This is a genomic window from Enteractinococcus helveticum, from assembly GCF_020742345.1.
GTDB lineage: Bacteria > Actinomycetota > Actinomycetes > Actinomycetales > Micrococcaceae > Yaniella > Yaniella helvetica_A.
The window spans coordinates 14,464-36,934 of record NZ_DYXC01000118.1 but is presented as its reverse complement, the minus strand read 5'-3'; the positions used below and the strand labels follow the sequence as shown (position 1 = coordinate 36,934).

22 protein-coding genes, 1 tRNA gene and 1 other RNA gene are annotated in these 22,471 nt (G+C 55.0%); 12 read left to right on the top strand and 12 right to left on the bottom strand.

Translation table 11 applies throughout. The annotated features are described in order from the left end of the window. Positions 1–9: 9 nt before the first annotated feature. Both mptB (K8V32_RS10625) and mptB (K8V32_RS10620) read right to left on the bottom strand, forming a co-directional pair. A complete protein-coding gene (mptB, locus tag K8V32_RS10625) occupies positions 10–1,611 on the bottom strand; it encodes a polyprenol phosphomannose-dependent alpha 1,6 mannosyltransferase MptB (protein ID WP_303906996.1) in 1,602 nt (533 codons plus the stop codon). Beyond that, positions 1,611–3,197 carry a polyprenol phosphomannose-dependent alpha 1,6 mannosyltransferase MptB gene (gene mptB / locus K8V32_RS10620; protein ID WP_303906994.1) on the bottom strand — a complete coding sequence of 529 codons (1,587 nt, stop codon included), beginning with the start codon at positions 3,195–3,197 and terminating at the stop codon, positions 1,611–1,613. Before mptB (K8V32_RS10620) ends, mptB (K8V32_RS10625) begins: the two co-directional genes overlap by 1 nt. Before the next feature lie 101 nt (positions 3,198–3,298). On the opposite strand from mptB (K8V32_RS10620), the gene orn reads away from it, so the two are divergent. The 3 genes from orn to K8V32_RS10605 all read left to right on the top strand — a co-directional run bounded on the left by orn (position 3,299) and on the right by K8V32_RS10605 (position 5,246). Further along, positions 3,299–3,982, top strand: coding sequence for an oligoribonuclease (gene orn / locus K8V32_RS10615; protein WP_524536730.1), 684 nt, complete (start codon positions 3,299–3,301; stop codon positions 3,980–3,982). 74 nt (positions 3,983–4,056) lie between these two features. After that, a tRNA-His gene (locus tag K8V32_RS10610) sits at positions 4,057–4,132 on the top strand. Positions 4,133–4,457: 325 nt separating this feature from the next. Then, positions 4,458–5,246 carry a hypothetical protein gene (locus tag K8V32_RS10605; protein ID WP_303906988.1) on the top strand — a complete coding sequence of 263 codons (789 nt, stop codon included), beginning with the start codon at positions 4,458–4,460 and terminating at the stop codon, positions 5,244–5,246. A gap of 106 nt (positions 5,247–5,352) precedes the next feature. On the opposite strand, the gene K8V32_RS14650 is transcribed toward K8V32_RS10605, so the two are convergent. The 3 genes from K8V32_RS14650 to K8V32_RS10595 form a co-directional block, all read right to left on the bottom strand. Continuing rightward, a complete protein-coding gene (locus K8V32_RS14650) occupies positions 5,353–5,502 on the bottom strand; it encodes a hypothetical protein (RefSeq protein ID WP_369681063.1) in 150 nt (49 codons plus the stop codon). A gap of 282 nt (positions 5,503–5,784) precedes the next feature. Continuing rightward, the gene (locus K8V32_RS10600) at positions 5,785–6,336 is read right to left on the bottom strand and encodes a dihydrofolate reductase family protein (protein ID WP_303906986.1); all 552 of its coding nucleotides are present in this window, start codon (positions 6,334–6,336) and stop codon (positions 5,785–5,787) included. A 576-nt stretch (positions 6,337–6,912) separates the two neighbouring features. Beyond that, entirely contained in the window at positions 6,913–7,173 is a 261-nt protein-coding gene (locus K8V32_RS10595) for a GlsB/YeaQ/YmgE family stress response membrane protein (RefSeq protein ID WP_303906983.1), read from the bottom strand. 396 nt (positions 7,174–7,569) lie between these two features. Here K8V32_RS10595 and K8V32_RS10590 point away from each other — a divergent pair, with 396 nt between their 5' ends. From K8V32_RS10590 to def, 3 genes are all read left to right on the top strand, one after another. After that, on the top strand, positions 7,570–8,334 hold the full coding sequence (locus K8V32_RS10590) for an enoyl-CoA hydratase/isomerase family protein (protein ID WP_303906980.1): 765 nt from the start codon (positions 7,570–7,572) through the stop codon (positions 8,332–8,334). 277 nt (positions 8,335–8,611) lie between these two features. Beyond that, positions 8,612–8,917, top strand: coding sequence for an antibiotic biosynthesis monooxygenase family protein (locus tag K8V32_RS10585; protein WP_303906977.1), 306 nt, complete (start codon positions 8,612–8,614; stop codon positions 8,915–8,917). Continuing rightward, on the top strand, positions 8,918–9,523 hold the full coding sequence (def, locus tag K8V32_RS10580) for a peptide deformylase (RefSeq protein WP_303906974.1): 606 nt from the start codon (positions 8,918–8,920) through the stop codon (positions 9,521–9,523). A gap of 78 nt (positions 9,524–9,601) precedes the next feature. Here def and K8V32_RS10575 read toward each other — a convergent pair whose 3' ends face one another. From K8V32_RS10575 to rnpB, 4 genes are all read right to left on the bottom strand, one after another. After that, on the bottom strand, positions 9,602–11,698 hold the full coding sequence (locus tag K8V32_RS10575; RefSeq protein ID WP_303906971.1) for an acyltransferase family protein: 2,097 nt from the start codon (positions 11,696–11,698) through the stop codon (positions 9,602–9,604). Between the two features lie 141 nt (positions 11,699–11,839). Then, positions 11,840–13,327 carry a glyceraldehyde-3-phosphate dehydrogenase gene (locus tag K8V32_RS10570; RefSeq protein WP_303906968.1) on the bottom strand — a complete coding sequence of 496 codons (1,488 nt, stop codon included), beginning with the start codon at positions 13,325–13,327 and terminating at the stop codon, positions 11,840–11,842. A gap of 124 nt (positions 13,328–13,451) precedes the next feature. Next, positions 13,452–14,180, bottom strand: a complete 729-nt coding sequence (locus K8V32_RS10565) for an HNH endonuclease family protein (protein ID WP_303906965.1) — start codon at positions 14,178–14,180, stop codon at positions 13,452–13,454. Between the two features lie 31 nt (positions 14,181–14,211). Then, positions 14,212–14,569, bottom strand: an RNA gene (gene rnpB / locus K8V32_RS10560) — RNase P RNA component class A. Positions 14,570–14,633: 64 nt separating this feature from the next. Between rnpB and K8V32_RS10555 the strand changes: the two genes are divergently transcribed. Further along, on the top strand, positions 14,634–15,383 hold the full coding sequence (locus K8V32_RS10555) for a YaaA family protein (RefSeq protein ID WP_303906962.1): 750 nt from the start codon (positions 14,634–14,636) through the stop codon (positions 15,381–15,383). On the opposite strand, the gene K8V32_RS10550 is transcribed toward K8V32_RS10555, so the two are convergent. Next, the gene (locus tag K8V32_RS10550) at positions 15,375–16,115 is read right to left on the bottom strand and encodes a zinc ribbon domain-containing protein (protein WP_303906959.1); all 741 of its coding nucleotides are present in this window, start codon (positions 16,113–16,115) and stop codon (positions 15,375–15,377) included. The two genes, K8V32_RS10555 and K8V32_RS10550, sit on opposite strands and share 9 nt — an antisense overlap. 3 nt (positions 16,116–16,118) lie before the next feature. Further along, positions 16,119–17,027 (bottom strand): Nif3-like dinuclear metal center hexameric protein, encoded by a 909-nt coding sequence (locus K8V32_RS10545; protein WP_303906955.1) that lies wholly within the window; start codon positions 17,025–17,027, stop codon positions 16,119–16,121. 342 nt (positions 17,028–17,369) lie between these two features. Between K8V32_RS10545 and K8V32_RS10540 the strand changes: the two genes are divergently transcribed. From K8V32_RS10540 to epsC, 5 genes are all read left to right on the top strand, one after another. Continuing rightward, positions 17,370–18,227, top strand: coding sequence for a C40 family peptidase (locus tag K8V32_RS10540; RefSeq protein WP_303906951.1), 858 nt, complete (start codon positions 17,370–17,372; stop codon positions 18,225–18,227). A gap of 291 nt (positions 18,228–18,518) precedes the next feature. Continuing rightward, positions 18,519–18,611, top strand: a complete 93-nt coding sequence (locus tag K8V32_RS10535) for an alcohol dehydrogenase catalytic domain-containing protein (RefSeq protein WP_303906948.1) — start codon at positions 18,519–18,521, stop codon at positions 18,609–18,611. 263 nt (positions 18,612–18,874) lie between these two features. Next, positions 18,875–19,432, top strand: a complete 558-nt coding sequence (gene msrA / locus K8V32_RS10530; protein WP_303906945.1) for a peptide-methionine (S)-S-oxide reductase MsrA — start codon at positions 18,875–18,877, stop codon at positions 19,430–19,432. 79 nt (positions 19,433–19,511) lie between these two features. After that, on the top strand, positions 19,512–20,447 hold the full coding sequence (cysK, locus tag K8V32_RS10525) for a cysteine synthase A (protein WP_303906942.1): 936 nt from the start codon (positions 19,512–19,514) through the stop codon (positions 20,445–20,447). Between the two features lie 111 nt (positions 20,448–20,558). Then, complete coding sequence (gene epsC, locus K8V32_RS10520) at positions 20,559–21,203, top strand: serine O-acetyltransferase EpsC (protein ID WP_303907039.1); 645 nt, start codon at positions 20,559–20,561, stop codon at positions 21,201–21,203. Between the two features lie 40 nt (positions 21,204–21,243). On the opposite strand, the gene K8V32_RS10515 is transcribed toward epsC, so the two are convergent. Further along, positions 21,244–22,461, bottom strand: a complete 1,218-nt coding sequence (locus K8V32_RS10515; protein WP_303906939.1) for an MFS transporter — start codon at positions 22,459–22,461, stop codon at positions 21,244–21,246. Positions 22,462–22,471 lie beyond the last annotated feature (10 nt).

Here is a 22,471-nt window from a genome sequence, read left to right as displayed (position 1 = left end):
ACCACAAGTTTAGGCGACACGCTGATTTGTCTTGCGCGTTTGCGGGAAAGCACGACGGGTCAGCGGATCGAAGAAAATCAGGATTGCCAAACCAATCAACCCAATGGTTCCGGTGAGAACACGCATGGGCAGCAGTGGAATCCATTGCGACACGGCCAGCTGATCAACCACCCCGACCACGATCAACACGGCGACCAGGAAGTACAACAGCGATGAGGACCAGCCGCGCCAGGCACCGGCAATCACGAACAGCGGCAGAACCCACAACACGTACCAGGGCTGGAATACGGGGGCGGCCAGGATCGCCGTCGTCAGTACAATGGCGGCCGAGAAGATCGGGTGTTTAGGTTTCGGTAGCAGGGCGAGCCAGGTGGTTACCGCGGCGATGGCAAGGGTGCCCAGACTGTAGACCACTTGTGCGGCGGGTTCAATGCCGGTGCCCCAGATGAGGTCAACCAGCCAGCCGATGCCCAGGCCGAGTAGTCCGAAGGGGGCGTAGGGGAAGGCAGCAGAGCCGGAGGTGGTCATGGCCGGTATCCAGCCGAACCACAACCCGGTGACGGCGCCCAACACGGTAAGCAGTAACCCGACGACGATCACGGATTTGGCCCAGACTGCGATGCGGGCGCGATAGGAGATGTTGGTGTGGGGCCGCCAGAGCAACAGCATGCCAGCAAAGGGTAAGACCAGTACCGTCAGGGGTTTGACCGCGATGGAGCCACCCAGCAGGATGAAGCCCAACACGATGCGTCGTCTGCGGAGGTTCAATGGCGCCCAGTGCGGGTTGACGAAGTACAGGCCGGTCAGCAGCAGTCCGAGCATGAGGGTGTCGTTGTGGGCTCCGGCGATCATGTATAAGCCAAACAGGGGGTTGGCAAGGAAGATCCATTGGGCCCAGTCGCCGCGGACACCAAAACGGCGGGCCAGGCGGGGAATGGCCCACATGCACATGGCCATTCCGGCGAGGAAGAGCACACGGAACAACAGGATGGCCCATTCGGGTCCGCCATCAGTCACAAACCACACGAATTGTGAGATGAGCAGAAAGGCCGGGCCGTAGGGTGATGGGGATTGAGCCCACAGGGAGTCAGCACCGATCATGAACCAGCCGGGCAGTGAGGAGACGCCTTCGCCGTAGGGGTCTAGACCGGCGTGCAACAGGCGGCCTTGGGCCAGATAGGAAAACACGTCGCGCGACATGATCGGAAAGGCGAAAATCAGCGGGACGGTCCAGTACAGGATTGCCCGGTTGATCACCGTGAGCTTGTGATCGTTAATGCGCACTTTGCGCGTGGATTCTTTGACGCTACCAACGTTGGTTGCCCCTGAACCGGTGGTGTAGGGCAGCTGGAGGGCCTGGCCGAGACGAAGCCAGGAGCGGACCAGTAGCAGTCCCCCAGTGACCAGCGCGACGGCGCACACGGTAACGCCGGGGGTCCAGAAGCGTATCGGGTTCAGCAGGGTGCTGCCGGCGAACCAGGAGTTTTGGGTTTGCGGTAACCAGCCAACGCCCCAGGAGGCAACCATAATGATGATGGCTGCGGCCAGGCCAACCCGGATGTGGTGGCCCGGGTCGGTGTCGATTCGCAACGGGACAAACCATTTGCCCATCAGCGCCCCGCTTGGGTGCGCGAACGTTTCCAGCGCTGGTAAGTCAAGAGCATGCGTCGCCAGGATTGGCGCACATGCCATTGGTTTTTGAACATTGGTGAGGTCCACGGGTCATAGTAGAGCACCCAGATGGCCAGCAGCACCGATAGCCCCCAAGACAGGGCTTGCATCCAGGCGCCGATCTCTAAGAATTGCCACACATAGAGTTGGTCGCCGGCACCATAGGCGGTGAAAAATGCGACGGTGAAGATGACCCAGCGCAGCTGCCAGTTCGACCGGATGCCCAACATGACAAATAGCGGTAGCAGCCACAGCAGATACCACGGGTGGATGACCGGTGACAGCACTACCAGTGCAGCAAATGACCATGTGGCTCGGGCCAGGATTTGGTCATAGCTGCCCACGAACATCAGCACCAAAACAATGACGACGGACAGCACGCGCCCGGCTAGCCGAACCGTTGGCATGACCCATTCGCCATCACCCAGCCCCAGTTCGACCACGGCAACGCGTAAGAGTTCTCCCCCGGCACCAATGGGCGACCACCAGCTCCAGATGGATCCGGTGCCGGCAATGACTTTGACCCAGTCCAGCCCGTAGCCGTTGATCCATCCCACGGCCAACATAATGGCGGTGGTCAGGCCCAGGGTGATACACCAGTACCAGAAGATTTTAATTTTTGATGCGTTGCGTCCCGCCCACCACAGGCCGATAAAGGGCAGGAGCACAATCGAAATAACCTTCATGCCGATTGAAATGCTCATCATCAAAACAGCCAGCACACCGTGGCCACGCCACACCGCGTAGATGGCCGCCACCATGAACCCGACCATCAGGGAATCGTTGTGCCCCGAGGCCACAAACGAGATGATAAACAGCGGGTTAGCCGCCGAAATCCATTGGGCCCGGGCCGGATCCCAGCCCTGCATTTCAGCAAGTTTGGGCACGTAGTACATGATCATCGCTACACCCAGCAGCGATACCAGCCGGAACATAAAGATGGCAATATCGGGTTGGTCCATCCCGGTAATGCCGACGACGGCGCCTTCGATCCATAAGAACATCGGACCATAGGGGGTAGCGTCTTCAGCCCACATCGTATCGGTGCCCAACTGGAACCAATTGGGCAGATTCGAAATCCCCAACTCATATGGGTTCTGACCGGCTAGTACCTGGCGCCCTTGGTTGAGATAGGCCAACATGTCGCGGGAAAAAATGGTCAACGCAAAAAGCTGGGGCAGCGACCAGATGCCCACCGCCCAGTTGATTATGCGTAGACTTTCCGGCGGGAATTCGTATTTGCCTTTGAAGGTGCGCGCCGGTCGTCGCAGCACTCGCCCCAGTCGCAGCCAGCCCCAGATCATGCCCCAGGCGCCGACGGTGAGCAGGATCGTACCAATGGTCACACCCAGCTCTGTGGTACGGAATGGTGACAGCCAGGTGGTGGAATTAATGTCAGAGTTGGGAGCGACCCAGCCAACTGACCATGATCCAATGGAAAGGATTAAGGACCCTAAAAACCCGACGACAATTGCGGGCCAGGCGTGATGTGTTGTGCCCCGACGGGCATGTTCCAAGGTGGTCATCAACAGCTTTCAATGGATCAGTTTGATATCAATGACGTTGGGGATAAATGTATCACCGGACATCGGTAGGCTAAACATCGACACCTGGAGCAAGGAGAAATATTTTGGACACCACAACACCACAACCTTACGAACCGGCTTCTGAAGCCTCAAAAGACCGTGACCGGAACCTGGTCTGGTTAGACGCTGAAATGACTGGCCTATACCCCGGTGTAGATGCCCTGGTAGAAGTAGCCATCATCATTACGGATGCGGATCTGAACATTCTGGATGAAGGCATCGACATCATTATTAAGCCACCAGCTGCCGCTGTAGAACAGATGGATCCAGTTGTTGTGGAGATGCACGCCCAAAACGGTCTGGCCGAACAATGGGAACACGGCGTCACTGCCCAAGAAGCCGAACAACAGCTGTTGGGGTACGTCAAAAAGTTCTGCCCAGAACCACGCACTGCCCTGTTGGCGGGAAATACCGTGGGGCAGGATCAGCGATTCCTATTAGAAGAGATGCCACAATTGGCCGCTCATTTGCACTATCGAATTGTTGATGTATCTTCGATCAAGGAGCTGGCCAAGCGCTGGTACCCATACGCTTACGAAAAATCCCCAGAAAAATTGGGTAACCATCGCGCACTGGGCGACATCACCGATTCAATCAACGAATTGCGTTATTACCGTGAAGCAATCATGGTCCCTCCCCCAGGTCCGAGCGTGGATGAGGCTCGGAAAGTGCGCGATGAACTCGTGTTGTACGTCGAGCCAGAACTTGTTCAGGAGACGGATTAGGCAAAACAAAAAATCTCGGATATACTGAAAGGCGTTGTCTAAAGACAATCATCGTCGAGTGAAAACTCGATGTGGTGGGTATAGCTCAGTCGGTAGAGCGTCTGGTTGTGGTCCAGAAGGTCGCGGGTTCAAGCCCCGTTACTCACCCCACATATGCGAGGTGCAAACCTCGACTGTTGAACTAGTCGAGGTTTGCACCTCGCTTTTATTTCTGCAGCCCTCCGCTCAGGCCAGCGCATCGAACGGTGTTGCGTGCCCGACCCGCACATCGTTACCCTCATCCATGTACCGTCAGCGTTCGCTTTGCGGCATTGAGACGTCTTTCTTGGTACCCGATGCGCCAGATCAACGAACTGGCAACAGCAACCAGGAAGTACAGCACCGACCAGAACCGTTCGAGTTTTTCTCGATGGCAGGCTCACCACACGAGGTAGCATCGTCAACAGGAGTTCAGCTTGACGGAGGAGGGATCCACATGGCACAAAAGCCAGAAAAATTCTTTGATATACAGGGCCGACAGCAATATTTAACTGCCCGCCAAAAAGAAATATTGGCCCGCACTAACCGGCGTGCGCCAACAGGCGAGGTCATTGGCGTCTTCGTCAAGCTGCTGTTGGGGCAACTCGCCACGATCCTGGGACTGATAGTCCTCTTAGCGCTGTTCGCTCGCCTAGAAGATGGCGATGCAGGCTGGCAGTCGGGATTTCTCGGCCCCGTGCTCGTGCTCTTGGTGCCGCTTGCCGGAACCGTTTGGACGCTCATAGCGCTGGGTGGCCACGACTTTTCGGCACCACCGGGTTCTGGCACGATACGATTCTGTCTCGTCGTCATGGCCATTGTCTTTATCGCGTTCATCATGGCCGGAGTGTTGGTGCTCAGTCTGCTCGATCCGGTAACCTACAACACCTCAGTGGTATCTCAACTGTTGTGGTCGGCATTCGCCGTACCCACCGCCATCGTCGGCATAGCCCTCCTGATTCTCCTGACCTGGCGACTTCCCCTCTGGCTAAACCTAACACTCGGGCTCGTACTGCTCGCGACGATAGCATTCGTGGGGCTGCTGCCATTCTTCCAGCTCTCAGGAAACACCTGGCCCGATCCGATACTGTTGGGGCTACGTTTTATCGGTCCTATTCTCCTGATCGTCGGAATCGTTTTGACGCCGATCGAACGTGCGCTGCTGGTTGCTGAAAACGACCCGATTGATGAGTTCATTGACCGTGCCATGGGCGACTTCGATCCTGCTGATTCTCCAAAGCAATAAAGACAAGCGCCACCGTAAGCGCATAGACCAAAGGCTTATACCGATCCTGTCGGCACCGTCGCACAATCAGGCTACCCCTCGGAGTTTTCCAGACAGAAGTCAGTATCTAGCTTAAAGACAGCGCGTCGCCTGCATTTCTCTCTTCAATCGGGTCAGGCCGTCCCTGATCCGAGATTTGATTGTGCCAAGTGGGGGTGCCGAACGGTGCCGCAATCTCCCGCTGGGTGTATCCATCACGATGCGCCAGGACGATCACGCGCTGTTGTGGTTCTGGCAATGCGTTCAAACACTGTAACGCTCGGCCGCCGTCAACGACGACGCGCAAGATGAGCCCACTGGCGCAGACATCATTTCGTAAAGTCGTTGACAGTGCTGTGCGGCGTCGACCCGCTCGTCGTCGAAGCAGTCCAGGGACCAGTGCACATTACGGGAACAACAGACAACCAACGTTCTTCACACACACGAAAACCAAGGATTTCGCAAGCGTCGAGCGAGGGCAAACTGAATGAGGGTTGCCGAATGCTGAACATAGGGCGGCTTACTGTGGGTTTCGCCGAGCGTACGTGAGCATCATATTGCCCTGCGGCGTGCGCACAGCCTCAAGTAACTCCAATCTGGTCATTGGAATGCTCTCATCAAATAGTCTGCGGCCCTGGCCTACAACCACCGGATGTGTTGTGAGGGTGAGGGCGTCAATCAGACCCGCAAGAAAGAGGGAGCGAATGGTTTCAATCCCTCCGAGCACGGAGATTATCCCGCCTTCTTGTTCACGGAGGTTTTGGATGTATTCGGTAGGGTCGCCGGTGACCAGGGTGCTATTCCATGGTAGGTCTGTCGGCAGGGTCGAGGAGATCACGTGCTTATGCATCGGGTTGACCCACTGCCCAAAAGGATCGTCAGCATTTTCAGGCCAAAACTCTGACCATTCTTGCCATAATTTTCGACCAATCACCGTGTCTGTGACCGGAGCGATTGAATCTGCCATGGCTTGCCCCTCTTCTATACCAAAGGCATCGAATTGCCAGAGATGTGGGTCTTCAACGACCCCGTTTACGGAATGAAAAAGGTGGGCGGTAATCGTACGTGTCATGGTCTTACCTTTCGTAGGTATGGGTACTTACGTTCACTGAGACCAGGCGGGAAACCAAAACTCATCGGTCTGGGTCAAATTTCTTTGACCAGTGTGAACGCAGCCAGCTGTGTCGGTCAGTTGAACTCGCACCGGCCCACGTCAGTTCTGGCAAGGTCTCGAGCGCGGCAACGCTGTCGGCGACTTATCCGGCAGATGAAAGATCATGGGTAGATACTGGCGCCTTGTTCATGTCTAGGCACACATTGGTGGCGATGACGTAGAGCCAGCGACGTACTGCGGACCGGTATTACCTACGCCGGCAGCTTTGCGGTGGCAGCGTTGTGACCTTCACGCGTAGGTTCTTTTATCGTAGAGAGGTGCTGAGAACGCCGTCAACAGCTAGACCTGCCGTATCCAGCACTGGGTTTTCTCCTGCCAGGTACGTACCCAACTGTCTTTGTCTACTCCAAAATACGGTGGGGGGATTGTTCAATGCTTTGGACCAAACTCAGTTTCTAAGTCATAACGAACAAAAAGATCGGTACGAACGCATAGCGTCTATACCGATCTTTTTGTTGGTGTGATGGTCGTGGGCTAGGCCCGTTTTCGTGTGATGAGGCCCCAGATTAATAGGACAATGAGCGCGCCACCGATGGCTAGGAGCCAGGTGGATATCGACCAGAACTCTGTGATTCCAACGTCGAAGATGAGCGACCCCAGCCAGCCACCGACTACGGCACCAACAACACCAAGCAACAGTGTGGCTAACCAGCCGCCACCTTGTTCACCCGGCATAATGGCCTTTGCAATCGCGCCTGCAATGAGGCCGAGAACTATCCATCCAATAAAACCCATCGTTCCTCCTTGATAGGGGAAGTTCGACTCATCAACATGGTTATGCTGATGTGTTGTATTCTACTTTCAACACTTCACAGAAATAAGGGCTTGACCAAATCAACGCTAGGTTAGCGGCCAGCTACAACCCCTAGAAGCAGCTTGAATGGGCACAGGTCGCACTCTTGAAGATAAAGACACACGGTTCTACCTAGGTGAACATCTCTGAGTGACGAGACGATCACGATGTGGAAAATTCTGTTCATCTGCCATCACTACTAATACCTGCGATGATCGCCCGATTTATGGCTCATTGCAGGTCAGTGTATCGTTATCACCGGGGTCAACAGCCTGTATTGTGTCTCACAGCTGGTGTCCCAAGGCGCTTGCTATCGCGATCGAGTAAAAGGAAGGTATATGTCGATTCAACTCTCCGTGCATAACGGTGTCGGCACCGCCACGATGAACCGTCCTGAGTCCCTGAACTCCATCACCGCAAAAGTGTTGACCGAGTGGGCCGCGGGCATCCAAGAACTCGCCGATACCCCAGAGGTCAAAGTCATTGTGCTCACCGGTGCCGGCCAGGCATTTAGCGCCGGGCTGGATTTGAAAACACCATTTGATGCCGGGGACAAAATGCCCTGGAGCAACGAGACGAATCCGGCAAATCGTCTGTCCAAGGCGCTGAGCTATGGTACTGAGTTCATCCGTACCTTAGCGCGGGTTAGCCAGCCAACAATTGCTGCGGTCAACGGTTATGCGGTTGGCGCGGGGCTGTCCTTTGCCGCCGCCTGCGATATTCGCATTGCGTCCCCACAAGCTATGTTCTCAGCACCGTTCGTCAAACTTGGAATTTCTGGTGGCGATCTGGGACTCTCCTGGTTCCTACCGCGCATCATCGGACTGCCCAAGGCCACCGATATGATCCTGAACTGTCGCGAATATAATGCACAACAAGCTATGGATATAGGCCTGGTGACAAGCATTGAAGACGACGTCGTGGCGGCAGCCCAAACCATGGGTGAGCACATGTCGAGGTTTGAACCCTATGCGATGACGGCGTCAAAACGCCTGTTGAGTGCTTCGCTGAATTCGTCATTGGATGCCCAGTTGAATGCCGAGGCGACCGCCCAGGTTCTTGGCTTCTTTACCGATACCGCCCAGTCCCTGGACCAGCAGTAACGACACCGTCCGAAGGGCTAGCGGGTTCTGAGCAGCTATCGGACGGCCAGCGTCAGCTGAACCTGCGTTGGTGTGGTTCATAAGGATTCGGTAATGTCGGTACACGGGGCCAGCGCTATGTCGGTCGGAAATGCGGCAGTTGTGGCAATCGTTCCTAGCGGGTTCAACAACCCCTGCTGTTACCCGTGGTATGTGCGTCATCTCAGCACTGTCATATCCTGTCAGAGGATATCCTGAAAGGTGACGTGAACCCGTTGTTTTGATAAAGGAGACACCCGTGTCGATTGTGGTTATTAACGCGCTGAGCGTTCCAGAAGGTCAAGGCGAAGAACTCGAGGCACGCTTTGCAGCGCGCAAGCATGCGGTCGATACGGCGCCAGGCTTTGAGGGTTTCAACCTGTTACGCCCCACCGGCGACAATACCCAGTACTTTGTGTACACCCAGTGGGCCTCGCGCGAGGACTATGAAAACTGGCGGGATTCTCGCGAGAACACCGCCGCACACGCCTCCGAGGACGGCAAGCCACGCAAGCCGGTGGCTTCGGGTTCTGAACTGCTCGAATTTGACATCGTGGAGCTGTAATTGGCGTTTGAAGGAAAGATTCTGCCGATCGTCATTCATGGCGATCCGGTGCTGCACAACCGTGCCGCAGAAGTCGAAGAAATTGATGACGACGTTCGCCAACTGGTCGCGGATATGCACGTCACCCAGGAGGCTGCCCGTGGGGTTGGGCTGGCTGCACCCCAGGTGGGTGCTGGCTTGCGGATTTTTACCTGGGCCTTCGAACATACCGGCGATGCCCCACAGCAGGGGGAAGTCATCAACCCGGTGCTCACGTTGCTGGGCAAAGTCTCGCAAGAAGACCCGGATCCAGAGACCGAGACCGAAGGTTGCCTCTCCGTGCCAGGGCTGGGCTATCCGCTAAAGCGTTCGGATCATGTGCGCCTGCAGGGCTTCGATGTCGACGGCAACGAGATTGATTTCGAGGCTCACGGCTGGTTCGCTCGGATCTTACAGCACGAGTTCGATCACCTCAATGCCACCCTGTATGTCAACCGGTTGAACACTCGCTGGTCAAAACGGTGGAAAAAGGAATTGCGCAAACAAGGATGGAACACCGCCGGCAACACCTGGATGCCAGGTGAAGACACCGATCCTTTCGGTCACGACGAGGACGACGACGCCTAACGCTGGATCATGCAAGAACACTGCAGCCCTTGGACGAGATGAACTCGCCCAAGGGCTACTTTCATGAATACTGTCCCCCTAGTTCAGGTACTGCGGGAATACCTCGTACATTTCCCGTTCAAAGGCCGGTGCCATCGAGGACGCATATTCCGGAGTGAAATGGGACCCGTCGTACCAGACGATAATGTTGCCGACCACAGCTTCACACCAGGTATCTGACCCTTGATCAAGGTTTTCACAAACATACGGGTTCATATCGATAGTCTGGGCGCCATCGGGTAATTCCATGGCCTCCAGCGGGTTCGGATTGGCAGCGTCACCCGCAATCACACCGCAGTCTTGTGGTGCGCCACCGTTTTGTAGACACCGGCCGCCGTCGTCTCCTGGGCGTGGCGTACCACGTATCAAGAGTAGATCGATGCCCAGGTCTCGGATTTCATGCCAGCGGTCTTCGGCGCCTTCCATGATGACTTCATTGCTTTGTTGACCCACAATCCGGGTTGCAGAGCTGATCACGAGGTCGACGTCGGTGGTATGCAACCACTCAATGAAGTTGTCATTCCAGGACTGGCACACCGTTCTGTCCGGGGTGTCATTATTTTGTAGCGGGCACCCGGATTTGGTGACAACCTGAACTTCCCAGCCGTATTGTTCGCCGATCGAACGCACCGTATTCTCCCAGTGCCCCGAGTGTGACCCAGCCGCCAACACAACCCGTGCCGTGGGGTTGGCTGGGGCCTGGGGATCTTCGCACACAGAGATTGTGTCGGTGCCTGGCTCTTGGCCGCCTTCTTGTTCGCAGTCTTGGAATTTATAGGGTGGTAATTCGCGATGCAGCTGGTCTAGTCCGGGAATGAACTCAGCTTCACCAACGGGATAGTTGTCACTAATGCTCAGCGCCCCGGGGTGCACGGAAGTATCCAGTGTCAGAGAGCCGGTCATACGATCACCGTCGGTTGGGATTTGAGGAAGCGCAATGAGCACACCCACTGCCATTGCGGTTGCTCCAGCACTAAGCGAAATCCAATGCAGTCGCGGACCGCGTCGTGTTTTGCCAAGGCGATCCAGGGGTTTTTCCACGAATGTGTGCATCAGCATGCTCAACACTATTGTTATAGCGAAAATGATCGCTGCACCGCGGATACCTACCGCGTCACGGTCGCGAAGTGTCAGGTAAAATACCAGCAGCGGCCAGTGCCATAAATATAATCCGTAGGCGTGATCGCCGATCCAAGCAAAGACTCGGTTGGACAGCACACTTGGGGCAGCACCCTTGGTGGCAGACTCCTGGCTATTGGTGGGAGCAGCCAGCAGAATGAGGGCAAACCCAGCCAGCGGCCACAGTGCCCATGGTCCGGGGAACATTTGGGCGCCGTCCAGAACGAACCCCACGGCGATCACGGAAGCCAGACCGATGTATCCCATAACGAATCGTGTTGTCTGTGTCAGTCGAATCCGGTCGATGACGAGGGCCAGCAATCCACCAAAGGCAAACTGCCAAACTCTGGTGCGAGTCATCAGATAGGCCTCATCTTGGGCATAAGAGCCGACATAGACGGCATACCCCATGGAGACAACTAGGACGGCGGCCAGCAACCAGGCCATGACTTTTGCCACAGAGGTTTGGAACCGTTGTGCAAACCAATAGCTGCCCAGGACGACAAACGGCAAGACGAGGTAGAATTGGCCCTGTACCGAAAGGGACCAGAAGTGCTGGAATGGCGACACGTCCTGGCTTGCTGCTTCATAGGACAGGTGGGAGCGAATGAGCTCAATGTTTTCGTAGTACAACAGTGAGGCAAGAGCTTCGGTCCAGACCTGCCCGTGCTGAGGGGTCGGGAAGACCACTAACCCCACCGCTACGGTCGTAATAATAACAATGGCTGCCGGGACAAAGATCCTGCGGAACAGCCGACCAAAGTATCGTGCGAAGTCTACTCTGCCCCGATATTCAACGACTTCGCGGAGCAGCATCCCGGTGAATAAAAATCCCGAGATCGTCAGGAAAATATCAAGACCACCCGATACTCGTCCCGCCCCGAAGAGGTGGAACAGAACGACACCCAGAATGGCGAGCCCACGAACGCCGTGTAATTCTGGTCGGTATCGTCGTTCGGGAACGGAATGGGCAATACGATTCGCCGCCTGTGTGGCGGCCGAGTTTTTTAACATCATGTCTTTGAGACCACTGGTGATGACACCCTGGTCAGATCGGTGAGATTCCTTATGCTTATGTGAAAGAACCGCAGTACGAGCCGGAACGGCCAAGAAAATGAGGCCGCCCATCGGACGGCCTCATTTTCATACGGTTAGCGTTTAGGCTTTAGCGGAAGCTGTTACCTGGCTCTTTGGGAAAACTGGAACGTTTTCGCCGGCCATTTTCTCTACGGCGCGAACAACCTGGGTTGAGTACCCAAATTCGTTGTCGTACCAGACGTAGAGAATCAGGTTGGAGCCACCATTGGAGCCTTCGTTGACGATGGTGGCAAGCCCATCAACAACACCGGCGCGGTCGGAACCAACAAAATCGGTGGAGACTGCATCGTGGGAGTAAATGTAGTCGATCTGTTTGCTCAGGTCACCGGTCAAGGATTCTTGACGCAGGCGAGCGTTGATCTCATCCTTGGAAGTTTCGCCTTCAAGCTGCAGGTTTAAGATGGCCATCGACACGTTCGGGGTTGGTACGCGGATTGCGTTGCCCGACAGCTTGCCGGACAGTTCTGGCAGGGCTTTGGCAACAGCGGTGGCTGCACCAGTTTCGGTCAGCACCATGTTCAGGGCAGCTGCACGACCACGGCGGGAGCCCTTGTGGAAGTTGTCGATCAAGTTCTGGTCGTTGGTGTAGGCGTGTACGGTTTCAACGTGACCGTGGTGAATGCCGTACTCGTCGTTGATGACTTTCAGGACCGGGGTAATCGCGTTGGTGGTACAGGAAGCAGCCGACAGGATCGTGTCTTCTGCGGTGATGTCATCGGTGTTGACGCCGTAGACAATGTTTTTCAGGTTCCCTTTACCCGGGGCGGTCAAAATAACCTTGGAAGTGCCCTTGGCCTGCAGGTGCTGACCCAGACCTTCTTCATCGCGCCATACACCGGTGTTATCGATAACGATGGCGTCGTTGATACCATATTCGGTGTAGTCGATTTCGGCTGGGTTCGAGGCGTAGATGACCTGGATCTTGGTGCCATTGGCGGTAATGGTGTTGGCTTCATCATCGACTTGGATGGTGCCGTTGAATGCCCCGTGCACGGAGTCGCGGCGTAGCATCGAAGCACGCTTGTGAATGTCATCATCCGAGTTGCGACGTACAACTATGGCACGGAGACGCAATTTCGTTCCGCCGCCGGCACCGTCGAGCAGAATACGAGCTAGCAGACGGCCAATGCGCCCAAAACCGTATAGGACGACGTCGGTGGGTTCTCCAAGACCTGCACCGTTTTTCTCAACAATGTCGGCCAGTTCGTTGCGAACGAAGTCTTTGACGTCGCCACCGTTTTCGCGGAATTTATTAACCATACGGGCCAGGTCAACCGAGCCAGCGCCCAGGTTGAGTTCTGACATCGCCTGCAAGATGGCAAAAGAGTCTTCGACCGGAAGAATTGCTTCATCAACCTGACGAGCAAAGCGGTGAGCTTTCAGGATGTCGACTACTGATTCGTGCACGAGGCTTCGACCGTAAATGGACGTCACGACGTTGTTGTTGCGGTACAACGAACCAATGAGCGGAACCATTTGCTCTGCCAACTGTTCACGTTCGCTCCACTGTTGTAGAGCCTCCTGCGTGCTGGCGGTGATATCTGCCACGATGTGGTCCTTTTCTGCAGAGGTTGCGAATGGCGAATATGCCAATCTGATGGAAAACATTCCCAATCATAGCGTTTACACGCCACAGGATACATGTTTAACGTTGCAGTCTACAGATCTGCCGCTATTGGCGAAGCACGTCCAACTCATCAGCGGTGGTGTACACCGGTTGCGTTGGACATTCATTGAGCACACCTTGAATTGCGTCATATTCTGCTTGCGTGACCCACAACCCGTATTTGGCTTTCACTGCCGTTTGGATGGACACGTACTCACAACGAAACGCTTTATTCGATGGCAACCAGGTGGCCGCATCGGCGTCAGACTTTTGTTGATTCGCCGGGCCATCCACCGCCAGAAGGTTCAGCGGATCATTGGCAAAGCGCTTGCGCTGATCTTCGGAGAGTTCCTGGGCGCCTTTCTGCCAGGAATCCGACAAAGCTACGACGTGGTCAATCTGAACGTCCGTAGAGGTTTCGGGCCCGCGCAAGAAATTGATGGTCTCTCCGGTGAACGGATCATCCAGCACACCACTTAGTACGGTGCACCCGTTTTCGGCCAGCGTTGTATTGTCGAGGTCACGCTGCAAGATGTCATTGCGACCATCACAACCATTGCCGTCTGGATCCAGCCAGCCGTTACCGAATTCGTCTCGGCTATACCCGGTTTTGGGTGCCCGACCCTTCACCTCCAGCGTCTCTAGCTGCTCCAACGCCGTGCCTTCTTGTGGGACATATGCTTCTTCCTGCTGGATAGGAAAAAAGTAGGTCACTACAAAGTAAACGCCGACCACCAGCATCAGGATCGGCAGGGGCAGCTTGGCTAATTTTGAAGTTTTTTGCGACTGGGACAATGTTTTCTTTCACATAACCGGGGAAGCTAAAACGGGATGGAGTGCTATAAGCCGGATTCTGTACCCGAACGATCCCTCATTCAGGTGATGATCATCTATCTGGTCACCGCGTCGCCGCGGGACTCAAGCGATCAACCCGAGCACTGGGCGGGCCGCCTCGTAACGTGTTCTGCTTGATCTTGCACCAGATGGGGTTTACCGAGCCGAGCGTGTCACCACGCCCGCTGGTGGTCTCTTACTCCACCCTTTCACCCTTACCCCAGCATCTGGGGCGGTCTACTTTCTGTGGCACTGGCCTGCGAATTGCTCCGAGTGGGTGTTACCCACCATCCTGCCCTGTGGTGTCCGGACTTTCCTCGACTAAAGTCGCGATCATCTGCAGCTCCATCCCGAACCTCTTATTTTAGCTAAGATTGGTCCTGGCACGTAATCGGACATACTAAACTGACGCTCATGTTGATTTTGTTGCCACCTTCTGAAGGCAAGACCCCACCTGAAACCGGAAAACCCTTAGATTTTAATTCCCTGCTCTTCCCGGGACTTTCCGGAGAACGGCGTACCGTTTTACAAGAACTTCAGGTGATTTCCAGCCTGCCCAACGCATATGAAAAACTCAATGTAGGTAAGTCGCTCAAGCATGAAGTCGCAGCAAATCAACATATTTTATCGGCACCTACCGCACCCGCCTGGCAAGTTTACACCGGGGTGTTATTTGATGCCTTGGATTATGCAGCATTAGAAAATGTCGACGACGACATGACACTGGTATTCTCGGCACTTTTTGGTGTGACACGACTATCTGATGCGATCCCGGCCTATCGTTTTCCTGCAACCGCAAAACTTCCCGGCTTTGGGCCAATGGGTGCCTGGTGGCGGGAGCGTCTCACTGATCAGATGGCTGGTCTTGCCACCGGTCCGTTTATTGACTGTCGCTCCACGACCTACCGGTCGTTTTGGAAAAGCCCGCCATTGCAGACGGTCACGATCGATGTCTTCCAGCGGGTCAATGGTGAGCTCAAGGTGGTCTCGCACTGGGCAAAGCAGGCTCGCGGCTATGTAGCTCGGCGATTATTGCAAGAACATGCGCGCAGTCCTATCTCCTCGTTAGACCAAGTCGCTGAGGCGGTCAGCGGCCTTTACGAGGTAGAACTCGTACCGCCTACGAATCGAAAAGCAGCATCATTGCGGGTGCTGTTAAACTAATTCGCTGCGCACCAGGATCGCACCGGTGTCTGGACAGTACGCCAGTTCATTGGCTGGTGTGTTTTTGATCTCGGCCAGTTCAGCCGGTGCGATTGGCAGCCCTGCACCGGATAGTCCTTGTGCAGTGAGCTCAACAGCACCGATCCCCTGATTCTGGTCGCGCAGTTGCTCGTATTCAGCAACGACGTCCGCTGGCAGTTCTTTGGCGAGTAATTCACGTTCGGCAGTGAGTTCCTTACCTTGTAAGGATAATTGTTGCCCCTGTTCATTCAGTGTCGTAATGCGCACGTTGACTGCTTGCTGCGCTTCAGCAATTTGGGCTTGCACCAACTCCAACGCCGCCTGGGATTCTTCTAAAGCCTGGATCGCTTCCAATTGGGCGTCTTCAAGCTGCCCAATACGCAGAGTCAGCTCGGCAATTTCGATGGTGACTGCTTGAACGTCACGACTGGCGACCTGATCCGCGTCTAACCTGGACTGCATCCCGTCCCGCCGTTTCGTGGTTTCTGCCACCACACGTTCGGCTTCCTCAGCTGCCGCTTCATGCTCAGCCACCTGCTCTTGAGCCGTCTTGGCACGTTCAACTGCTGCAGCGCCACCCTGGCGAAGCGAATGGAGTTGTTTATCATGCGGAATATTGTCAATCTGGGCGCGAACCCGAACCAACTGACTATCCAGTGATTGCAGATCCAGCAGTTTACGCTGCTGTTCAGGAGTAGCAGTAATAGGCATCAGTTATTCCGTTTCGCTCGTAATCGTTTTGGTATCGTCGCCCGAGGTCAATATGAAGTCCCACGGATCAGTATTAAGTGCAGAAACCGCTGTCGTCACGGTGTAGCCCTCATCGGCCAAGGCCCGTTCCAATGCATTTGCCCCAGTGGGCAGCCACAACCATTCGGAAGCAAAATGTGAGACATCAATAAGATAGGGTCGATCGCCGCCCATCATGGCCTGCTCGCGTGCCTCAGATGCCGGGTGATGTCGCAGATCTGCGGTGATATACACGTCGGCTTCGTGTTCTCGTACGAAGTCGAACAGACTGTCGCCTGCTCCCCCGGTAATGGCTACTTTCGAAACAATCCCGTCAGGATTACCAGCGACACGGACGCCGCCGGCGACCGCAGGCATGGCACTGTAGACCCGAGCTGCGAAGTCTTCTAATCGCATCGCATGCTGTAGGGTTCCAACGCGTCCTATACCTTCTTCAACAAGGCCATTATCGGCGGGAGCCAACGGAACGATGCTTTCCAACCCTAGGATCTCGGCTAGGACATCAGACACACCACCTACCGCAGAGTCTGCATTGGTATGAGCGGTAATCAGGGCACAGGAATTCTCCACCAGCGTGTGCACAACCTTGCCCTTAAAGGTTGTGGCGGCCACAGAGGTCACCGGTTTGAGAAATAGCGGATGGTGGGTGATGAGTAAATCCGCATCATAACCCACCGCCTCATCCGCAACAGCTTGGACCGGATCAACCGCCCAGTGGATGCGTTCAATGATCTGCTCCGGGCGCCCAGCAACGATCCCCGAAGCATCCCATCCAGCTTGCAGACTGAGTGGCCACAAAGATTCCATCGCCTCGATAACTTGCGAAAGAGTGGGGTGAATTATTGTCTCGGATGAACCTTGCTGAGATGCCATACCGCCCATTGTGCCTGGTACTGGTGTGAAAATCACCCTTTAACAAGCCAATATTCCTAGTCAACTCAGTTCTCGAGATGATTGCGGCGACGAATACTAAATAACGATTAGGTAACACCCAGTCGAATCACAGCATTTTCTGAGAATCCGAATAAATCCCTATGATCACGCGGATCTGGAAAACCCACTCTCGAAAAAATCGTGCTTCGAGTAATTTATCAGGTTGCAATTAAATAACAAGAATGTCACGCTTGATAACGATCTGATAACAACGAGTTATCGGAACGCGTCTGAAAAGCAGATGTGGAAAAAGCTAATACGTCGTCGTTTGAGAGAAATACCATGTCCTACCCTACTCGCCGAGCACGCATTGAAGCCGAAAAAGCACAGCAGCTTGCGCTGCGATCCAAGCGAAACAAGAAATTCTCGCTAGGTGTTGCCAGCCTGGCCACCGCCGCTAGTGCAACGTTCTTCGGCATGGCTCCGGCCAATGCAGCGCTTGACGATGTTCCAGCTCCGAGCAGCGCGCAAGCCGACACCGCTTCGCAGAGTTCTAGTTCTGCTGGCACCTATACCGTTCAGTCTGGCGATACCCTTGCAGCAATTGCACATTCGCAGGGCGTTTCCCTCGATGAACTCATGAATGCTAACGGCCTGTCGGCATCCTCGATCATCTACCCTGGCGATGTGTTGAAACTTTCGGGAACTTCTGCCTCCGCGTCGAGCGCATCCAGTACCTCCCAGAGTAGTTCATCTTCCCAAAGCGCTGAGTTCGCAAGCGCAAGCTCAGTCTCGACAGCTTCCGTATCGGCTTCCGGCCCAAAGGCTGCGGCTATTGATAAAGCCCTAGATATCGTGAATTCGGGTGCTGTTTACCAGTACGGCGGCAATGGTCCAAGCGCATATGACTGCTCTGGCTTCACCAAGGCTGCTTTCGCCGCCGCTGGTATCGAATTGCCACGCGTCTCCTCGGCTCAGTACAGCCAGGCAAAGTCCTACGTTTCATTGGATAACCTGCAACCTGGTGACCTGGTGTTCTGGTCCAACAACGGATCAGCATCCGGTATTTACCACGTTGCAGTATACGTTGGTGATGGCAAGATCGCTCAGGCCCGTAACCCACAGTCCGGTATTAGCGTTGACTCGCTGTCTACCTACACCCAGTACAACCCACCGTTGAACACCGCTGCACGTTACTAAGCCCTAACGTAGCGATTGCCACCGCGGCTGCATCCATATGGTGTAGCCGCGGTGGTGTTTAACCAGCGGCCATTTCCACGCTTTCAGGCACCTCAGTAAGGCGGAACCAACCAAGGTGTGCAGAGGCCTATACGACACGCTTCTTTGACTCCTATCTACCGTTTGAACGCTGCACTATCACCCGCCGAGCCATACGCATCGACGACGTGCTCATTGAGATTGTCTATAAAGGTACCTGTCACGAAGATATTCACAATCTTCGGGACGATTTTGGCGCCAGGAACCCGTCCCATGGCGCCCGGCCATGACATCGCCGGTATCGTTACCAAAATCGGCTCGGCAATCACCAACTTCAAAACTGGTGATCAGGTCGGCGTTGGTTGAGCGGATCGGTGGCCGTAATGGCTGGAACGATATGGTCGAATTCGCCGAACGCCTGCCTGACGCACAGCTGAGTGAACGTCTTCTACAAGCCATTCGCGGTAAGGGCCCTTTCCGATGTCCCCGGTGGATAGCTGCGTGTCGGGTTTATCCGGAATATGCCAATGTGGATATTGAGTAAAGCCATCAACCAGCGGTTTTCCACGTTCGATGCCTGATAGCGTGACACTCCCATAGCCTGCCCAGGTGCGGTAGCCTTAACTAATATGACGCAGCAACAGGGATCCCCAGCAAATAATAATCACCGCACCCTGATTATGGGCGGAGGTTGCTTTTGGTGTGCTGACACCGTGTATCGAAAAACTCGCGGCGTCATCGACTCTGAATGCGGTTATATTGGTGGTCACGTAGACCATCCCACCTACGAGCAGGTATCGACGGCAACAACGGGTCACGCCGAGGCGGTAAAAGTCACGTTCGACCAGAACATCATCGACGCCGACACGATCGTAGATATGCTCTTTGCCTCACATAACCCAACCACGCTAAATCGTCAGGGTGCTGATGTTGGTCCACAGTACCGTTCAGCACTGTTTCCCCAGTCTGCCGAAGATAGAGAACTTTTTGAACGTGCCATTGAGCGCCATCAACAATACTGGTCGGATCCCATCGTCACCACCATTGAAGAAGACGCGATCTGGTGGCCGGCTGAAGCCGAGCATCAAAACTTCTATGCGCGCAATCCAACCTGGGGTTATTGTCAGGTTGTTATTAACCCGAAATTGGCCAATGTTCGCGAACATTACTCCGCGTGGCTAGAATAATTACGGTTCGCGACCTTTCCTTTATTGTTAATCATCAGAACCCATTTAAATTTGCATGCCCGTAAAGGATTAATTCACCATGGCAAAGATGCTCGAAAACATCACCCAGGCTGTCGGCCAAACTCCTCTCATTCGCTTAAACCGTCTCACCGAGGGCCTGCCCGCTCAGGTAGCCGTCAAAGTCGAGTTCTACAACCCGGCCAACTCCGTCAAAGACCGTATCGGAGTCGCCATCGTCGACGCTGCCGAAAAATCCGGCAAACTTCGTCCGGGTGGCACCATCGTTGAAGGCACTTCGGGTAACACCGGCATCGCGCTGGCAATGGTAGGCGCTGCTCGCGGTTACCGTGTTGTTTTGACCATGCCTGAGACCATGTCTAACGAGCGTCGCGTGATGCTACGCGCCTACGGCGCAGAAATCGTTCTCACTCCGGGTGCTGATGGCATGCGGGGTGCAGTAGAAAAAGCCGCCCAGATCGTGGAAGAGACTGAAAACTCGATTCTGGCCCAGCAGTTTGCTAACCCGGCCAACGTGGAAATTCATTACAATACGACCGGTCCAGAAATTTGGGAAGCTTCCGAAGGCAAGATCGACATTTTGGTTTCCGGTATTGGCACCGGCGGGACCCTAACTGGTGCGGGGCGTTACCTCAAAGAACAGAAGCCCGACGTCAAGATCGTTGCTGTCGAACCAGCGGATTCCCCCATCCTGTCAGGTGGTAAACCAGGTCCGCACAAGATCCAGGGCATTGGCGCAAACTTCGTCCCGGATGTACTCGATACCGAATTATATTCCTCGGTTTACACTGCAACTCTAGAGGAATCCGTACAGAATGCTCGCCTGCTGGGCACCAAGGAAGGCATCCTGGGCGGAATTTCTTCGGGTGCGGCAATCGCTGCAGCACTGGATGAAGCCGAGAAAGAAGAAAACGCCGGCAAACTGATCGTCGCAGTCATTCCAGACTTCGGCGAACGCTACATCTCCACTGTTCTCTACGAAGACATTCGCGGGTAGTCAACACAGCTATCTGATGCTGCCTTCGGGCCAGCAATGGAATGCATATTCTGTTGCCAGCCCGAAGGCAGACCGCTTTAATGCTTAACTGGCGGTTCACTTGACCATAGAATAATTTCGACCGTCTGTGTGTTGAGCTTATCAATGACACTTTTTGAAAGGGAAACATTGGGATTCTTACGTCGCTTCCGCGAAGACATTCAGGCAGCCAAAGACCGCGACCCTGCTGCACGCAGTACATTTGAAGTGGCTGTGGGTTACACCGGTCTCCATGCTATTTGGATGCACCGCGTCGCACATAAGATGTGGCAAAAAGAACGCCTCAAAACCCCAGCGCGACTCCTTTCACAATTCAACCGGGCACTGACCGGCATCGAAATTCACCCGGGTGCAACAATTGGCCGCCGCTTCTTCATCGACCACGGCATGGGTGTAGTCATCGGTGAGACGGCTGAAATTGGCGACGACGTCATGCTCTACCACGGTGTCACGCTGGGCGGCCAATCCCTGGAAAAGGTCAAGCGTCACCCGACCCTGGAAAATGATGTTGTCGTCGGTGCCGGTGCCAAAATTCTCGGCCCAGTGGTGGTGGGCGAGCGGACCGCTGTTGGCGCCAATGCGGTGTTAGTCAAAGACACCCCCGAAGACTCCATTGCCACCGGTATCCCCGCGCAGATCCGTATTCGACGCAGTCAGGAAGAAGCAAAACCTGCAGTTGACCCGGCTGAATACGTTGATCCAGCCATGTGGATCTGACCGAGCCATATTGCAGCCTACGGCTCTGAGGAGAACTTTTTTAGAGCTGCTGTTGTATCGGAGGCTGGCGCCCCGGCAGCACCTTGGCAAGCACGATGATCACCATTCCTGCCAGCGGAACAACCAGCAGGGCCCACCGCAGCGACAGCATATCTGACACCGCCCCCACAACCGGTGGAGCAGCTAAGAACCCGAGTCGCATAAACCATGAAATCACAGTCAACCCGACGCCAGGACGTAGGCCGGGAATATCATCGGCCGCATTGTACGCGGCTGGAATCAGTGCCGAGGAACCGAATCCCACCGCGGCAAAACCGGCAATGGTCAGCGGAACCGTTGGCCATGCGATTGCCAGTCCCATCCCTACCGTCATGATGATGCCACCAGTACGAATCACGCGACGCTGCCCAAAGTGATCAACAAATCGGTCGGCTGTAGCCCGCCCCATCAACTGACCCGCGACTAAAGCGGTGAACCCGAAGGCCGCGATGGAGCTTGGTGCACCCAGATGCACTGATATATACAGAGCAGACCAAGAATTCCCGGAATCTTCTACTACTGCTTCAGCCATGGCCAGCAGAACTAAAGCGCCCACCATCAGCATGGTGTTCGGGTTCCACAGTACTGCCCACTGAATGCGTTTGAGATCCTGACGCCGGATATCGGTTTCAGGTGAGTCTTCAGCAGATGTCGACGGTAAAGTCATGGTCCAGGCAATGAGCGCGACCACAATAAAACACACCGCTGAACCCACCAGGTGCACATGTAAATTCAGTTCAAGAAATAACACGCTTGCGGCCATAGACCCACCCAGGACCGCGCCGAAGGACCATAGAGCATGGAAGGAGTTCAATATGGAACGACCGTAGGCATCTTGAACTTGCAGTCCGTGGGCATTTTGTGACACATCGGCAATAGCGTCTGCTCCTCCAGCCAATAATAACGCCAGAGCAAATAAGAACACTTCAGGCATGAAGGCCGTGGCTGCCAGACAGACTGCCAAGGTAATGGTCATCAGCGTGGCGATCATCCCTGCCCCAAATCGTCTGATCAGACCGGCGGCAAAGACCCCAAAGATCATGGCACCCAGTGGAAAGGCTGCCACCGACAAGCCAAATAACGAGTCGGTCATGCCCAAGGCAGCTTTGATTTCTGGGTAGCGCGGTATCAAGTTTGCCAGCAGCGCGCCGTTAGTGAGAAACAGTAGGCCTGTGGCAGCACGGGCCCGCCGAATCCGGCTAGCAGGCGGGCTGCTCATGCGTTCCTTC

Coding starts and splice junctions, on each gene's coding strand:
- K8V32_RS10590 (WP_303906980.1), top strand. CDS start 7,570: ATGTCGATTCAACTCTCCGTGCATAACGGTGTCGGCACCGCCACGATG.
- K8V32_RS10515 (WP_303906939.1), bottom strand. CDS start 22,461: ATGAGCAGCCCGCCTGCTAGCCGGATTCGGCGGGCCCGTGCTGCCACA.
- msrA (WP_303906945.1), top strand. CDS start 18,875: ATGACGCAGCAACAGGGATCCCCAGCAAATAATAATCACCGCACCCTG.
- K8V32_RS10600 (WP_303906986.1), bottom strand. CDS start 6,336: ATGACACGTACGATTACCGCCCACCTTTTTCATTCCGTAAACGGGGTC.
- K8V32_RS10545 (WP_303906955.1), bottom strand. CDS start 17,027: ATGGCATCTCAGCAAGGTTCATCCGAGACAATAATTCACCCCACTCTT.
- K8V32_RS10535 (WP_303906948.1), top strand. CDS start 18,519: ATGGCGCCCGGCCATGACATCGCCGGTATCGTTACCAAAATCGGCTCG.
- K8V32_RS10555 (WP_303906962.1), top strand. CDS start 14,634: ATGTTGATTTTGTTGCCACCTTCTGAAGGCAAGACCCCACCTGAAACC.
- K8V32_RS10540 (WP_303906951.1), top strand. CDS start 17,370: ATGTCCTACCCTACTCGCCGAGCACGCATTGAAGCCGAAAAAGCACAG.
- K8V32_RS10550 (WP_303906959.1), bottom strand. CDS start 16,115: ATGCCTATTACTGCTACTCCTGAACAGCAGCGTAAACTGCTGGATCTG.
- K8V32_RS10605 (WP_303906988.1), top strand. CDS start 4,458: ATGGCACAAAAGCCAGAAAAATTCTTTGATATACAGGGCCGACAGCAA.
- mptB (WP_303906994.1), bottom strand. CDS start 3,197: ATGACCACCTTGGAACATGCCCGTCGGGGCACAACACATCACGCCTGG.
- cysK (WP_303906942.1), top strand. CDS start 19,512: ATGGCAAAGATGCTCGAAAACATCACCCAGGCTGTCGGCCAAACTCCT.
- mptB (WP_303906996.1), bottom strand. CDS start 1,611: ATGGGCAAATGGTTTGTCCCGTTGCGAATCGACACCGACCCGGGCCAC.
- K8V32_RS10595 (WP_303906983.1), bottom strand. CDS start 7,173: ATGGGTTTTATTGGATGGATAGTTCTCGGCCTCATTGCAGGCGCGATT.
- K8V32_RS10575 (WP_303906971.1), bottom strand. CDS start 11,698: ATGATGTTAAAAAACTCGGCCGCCACACAGGCGGCGAATCGTATTGCC.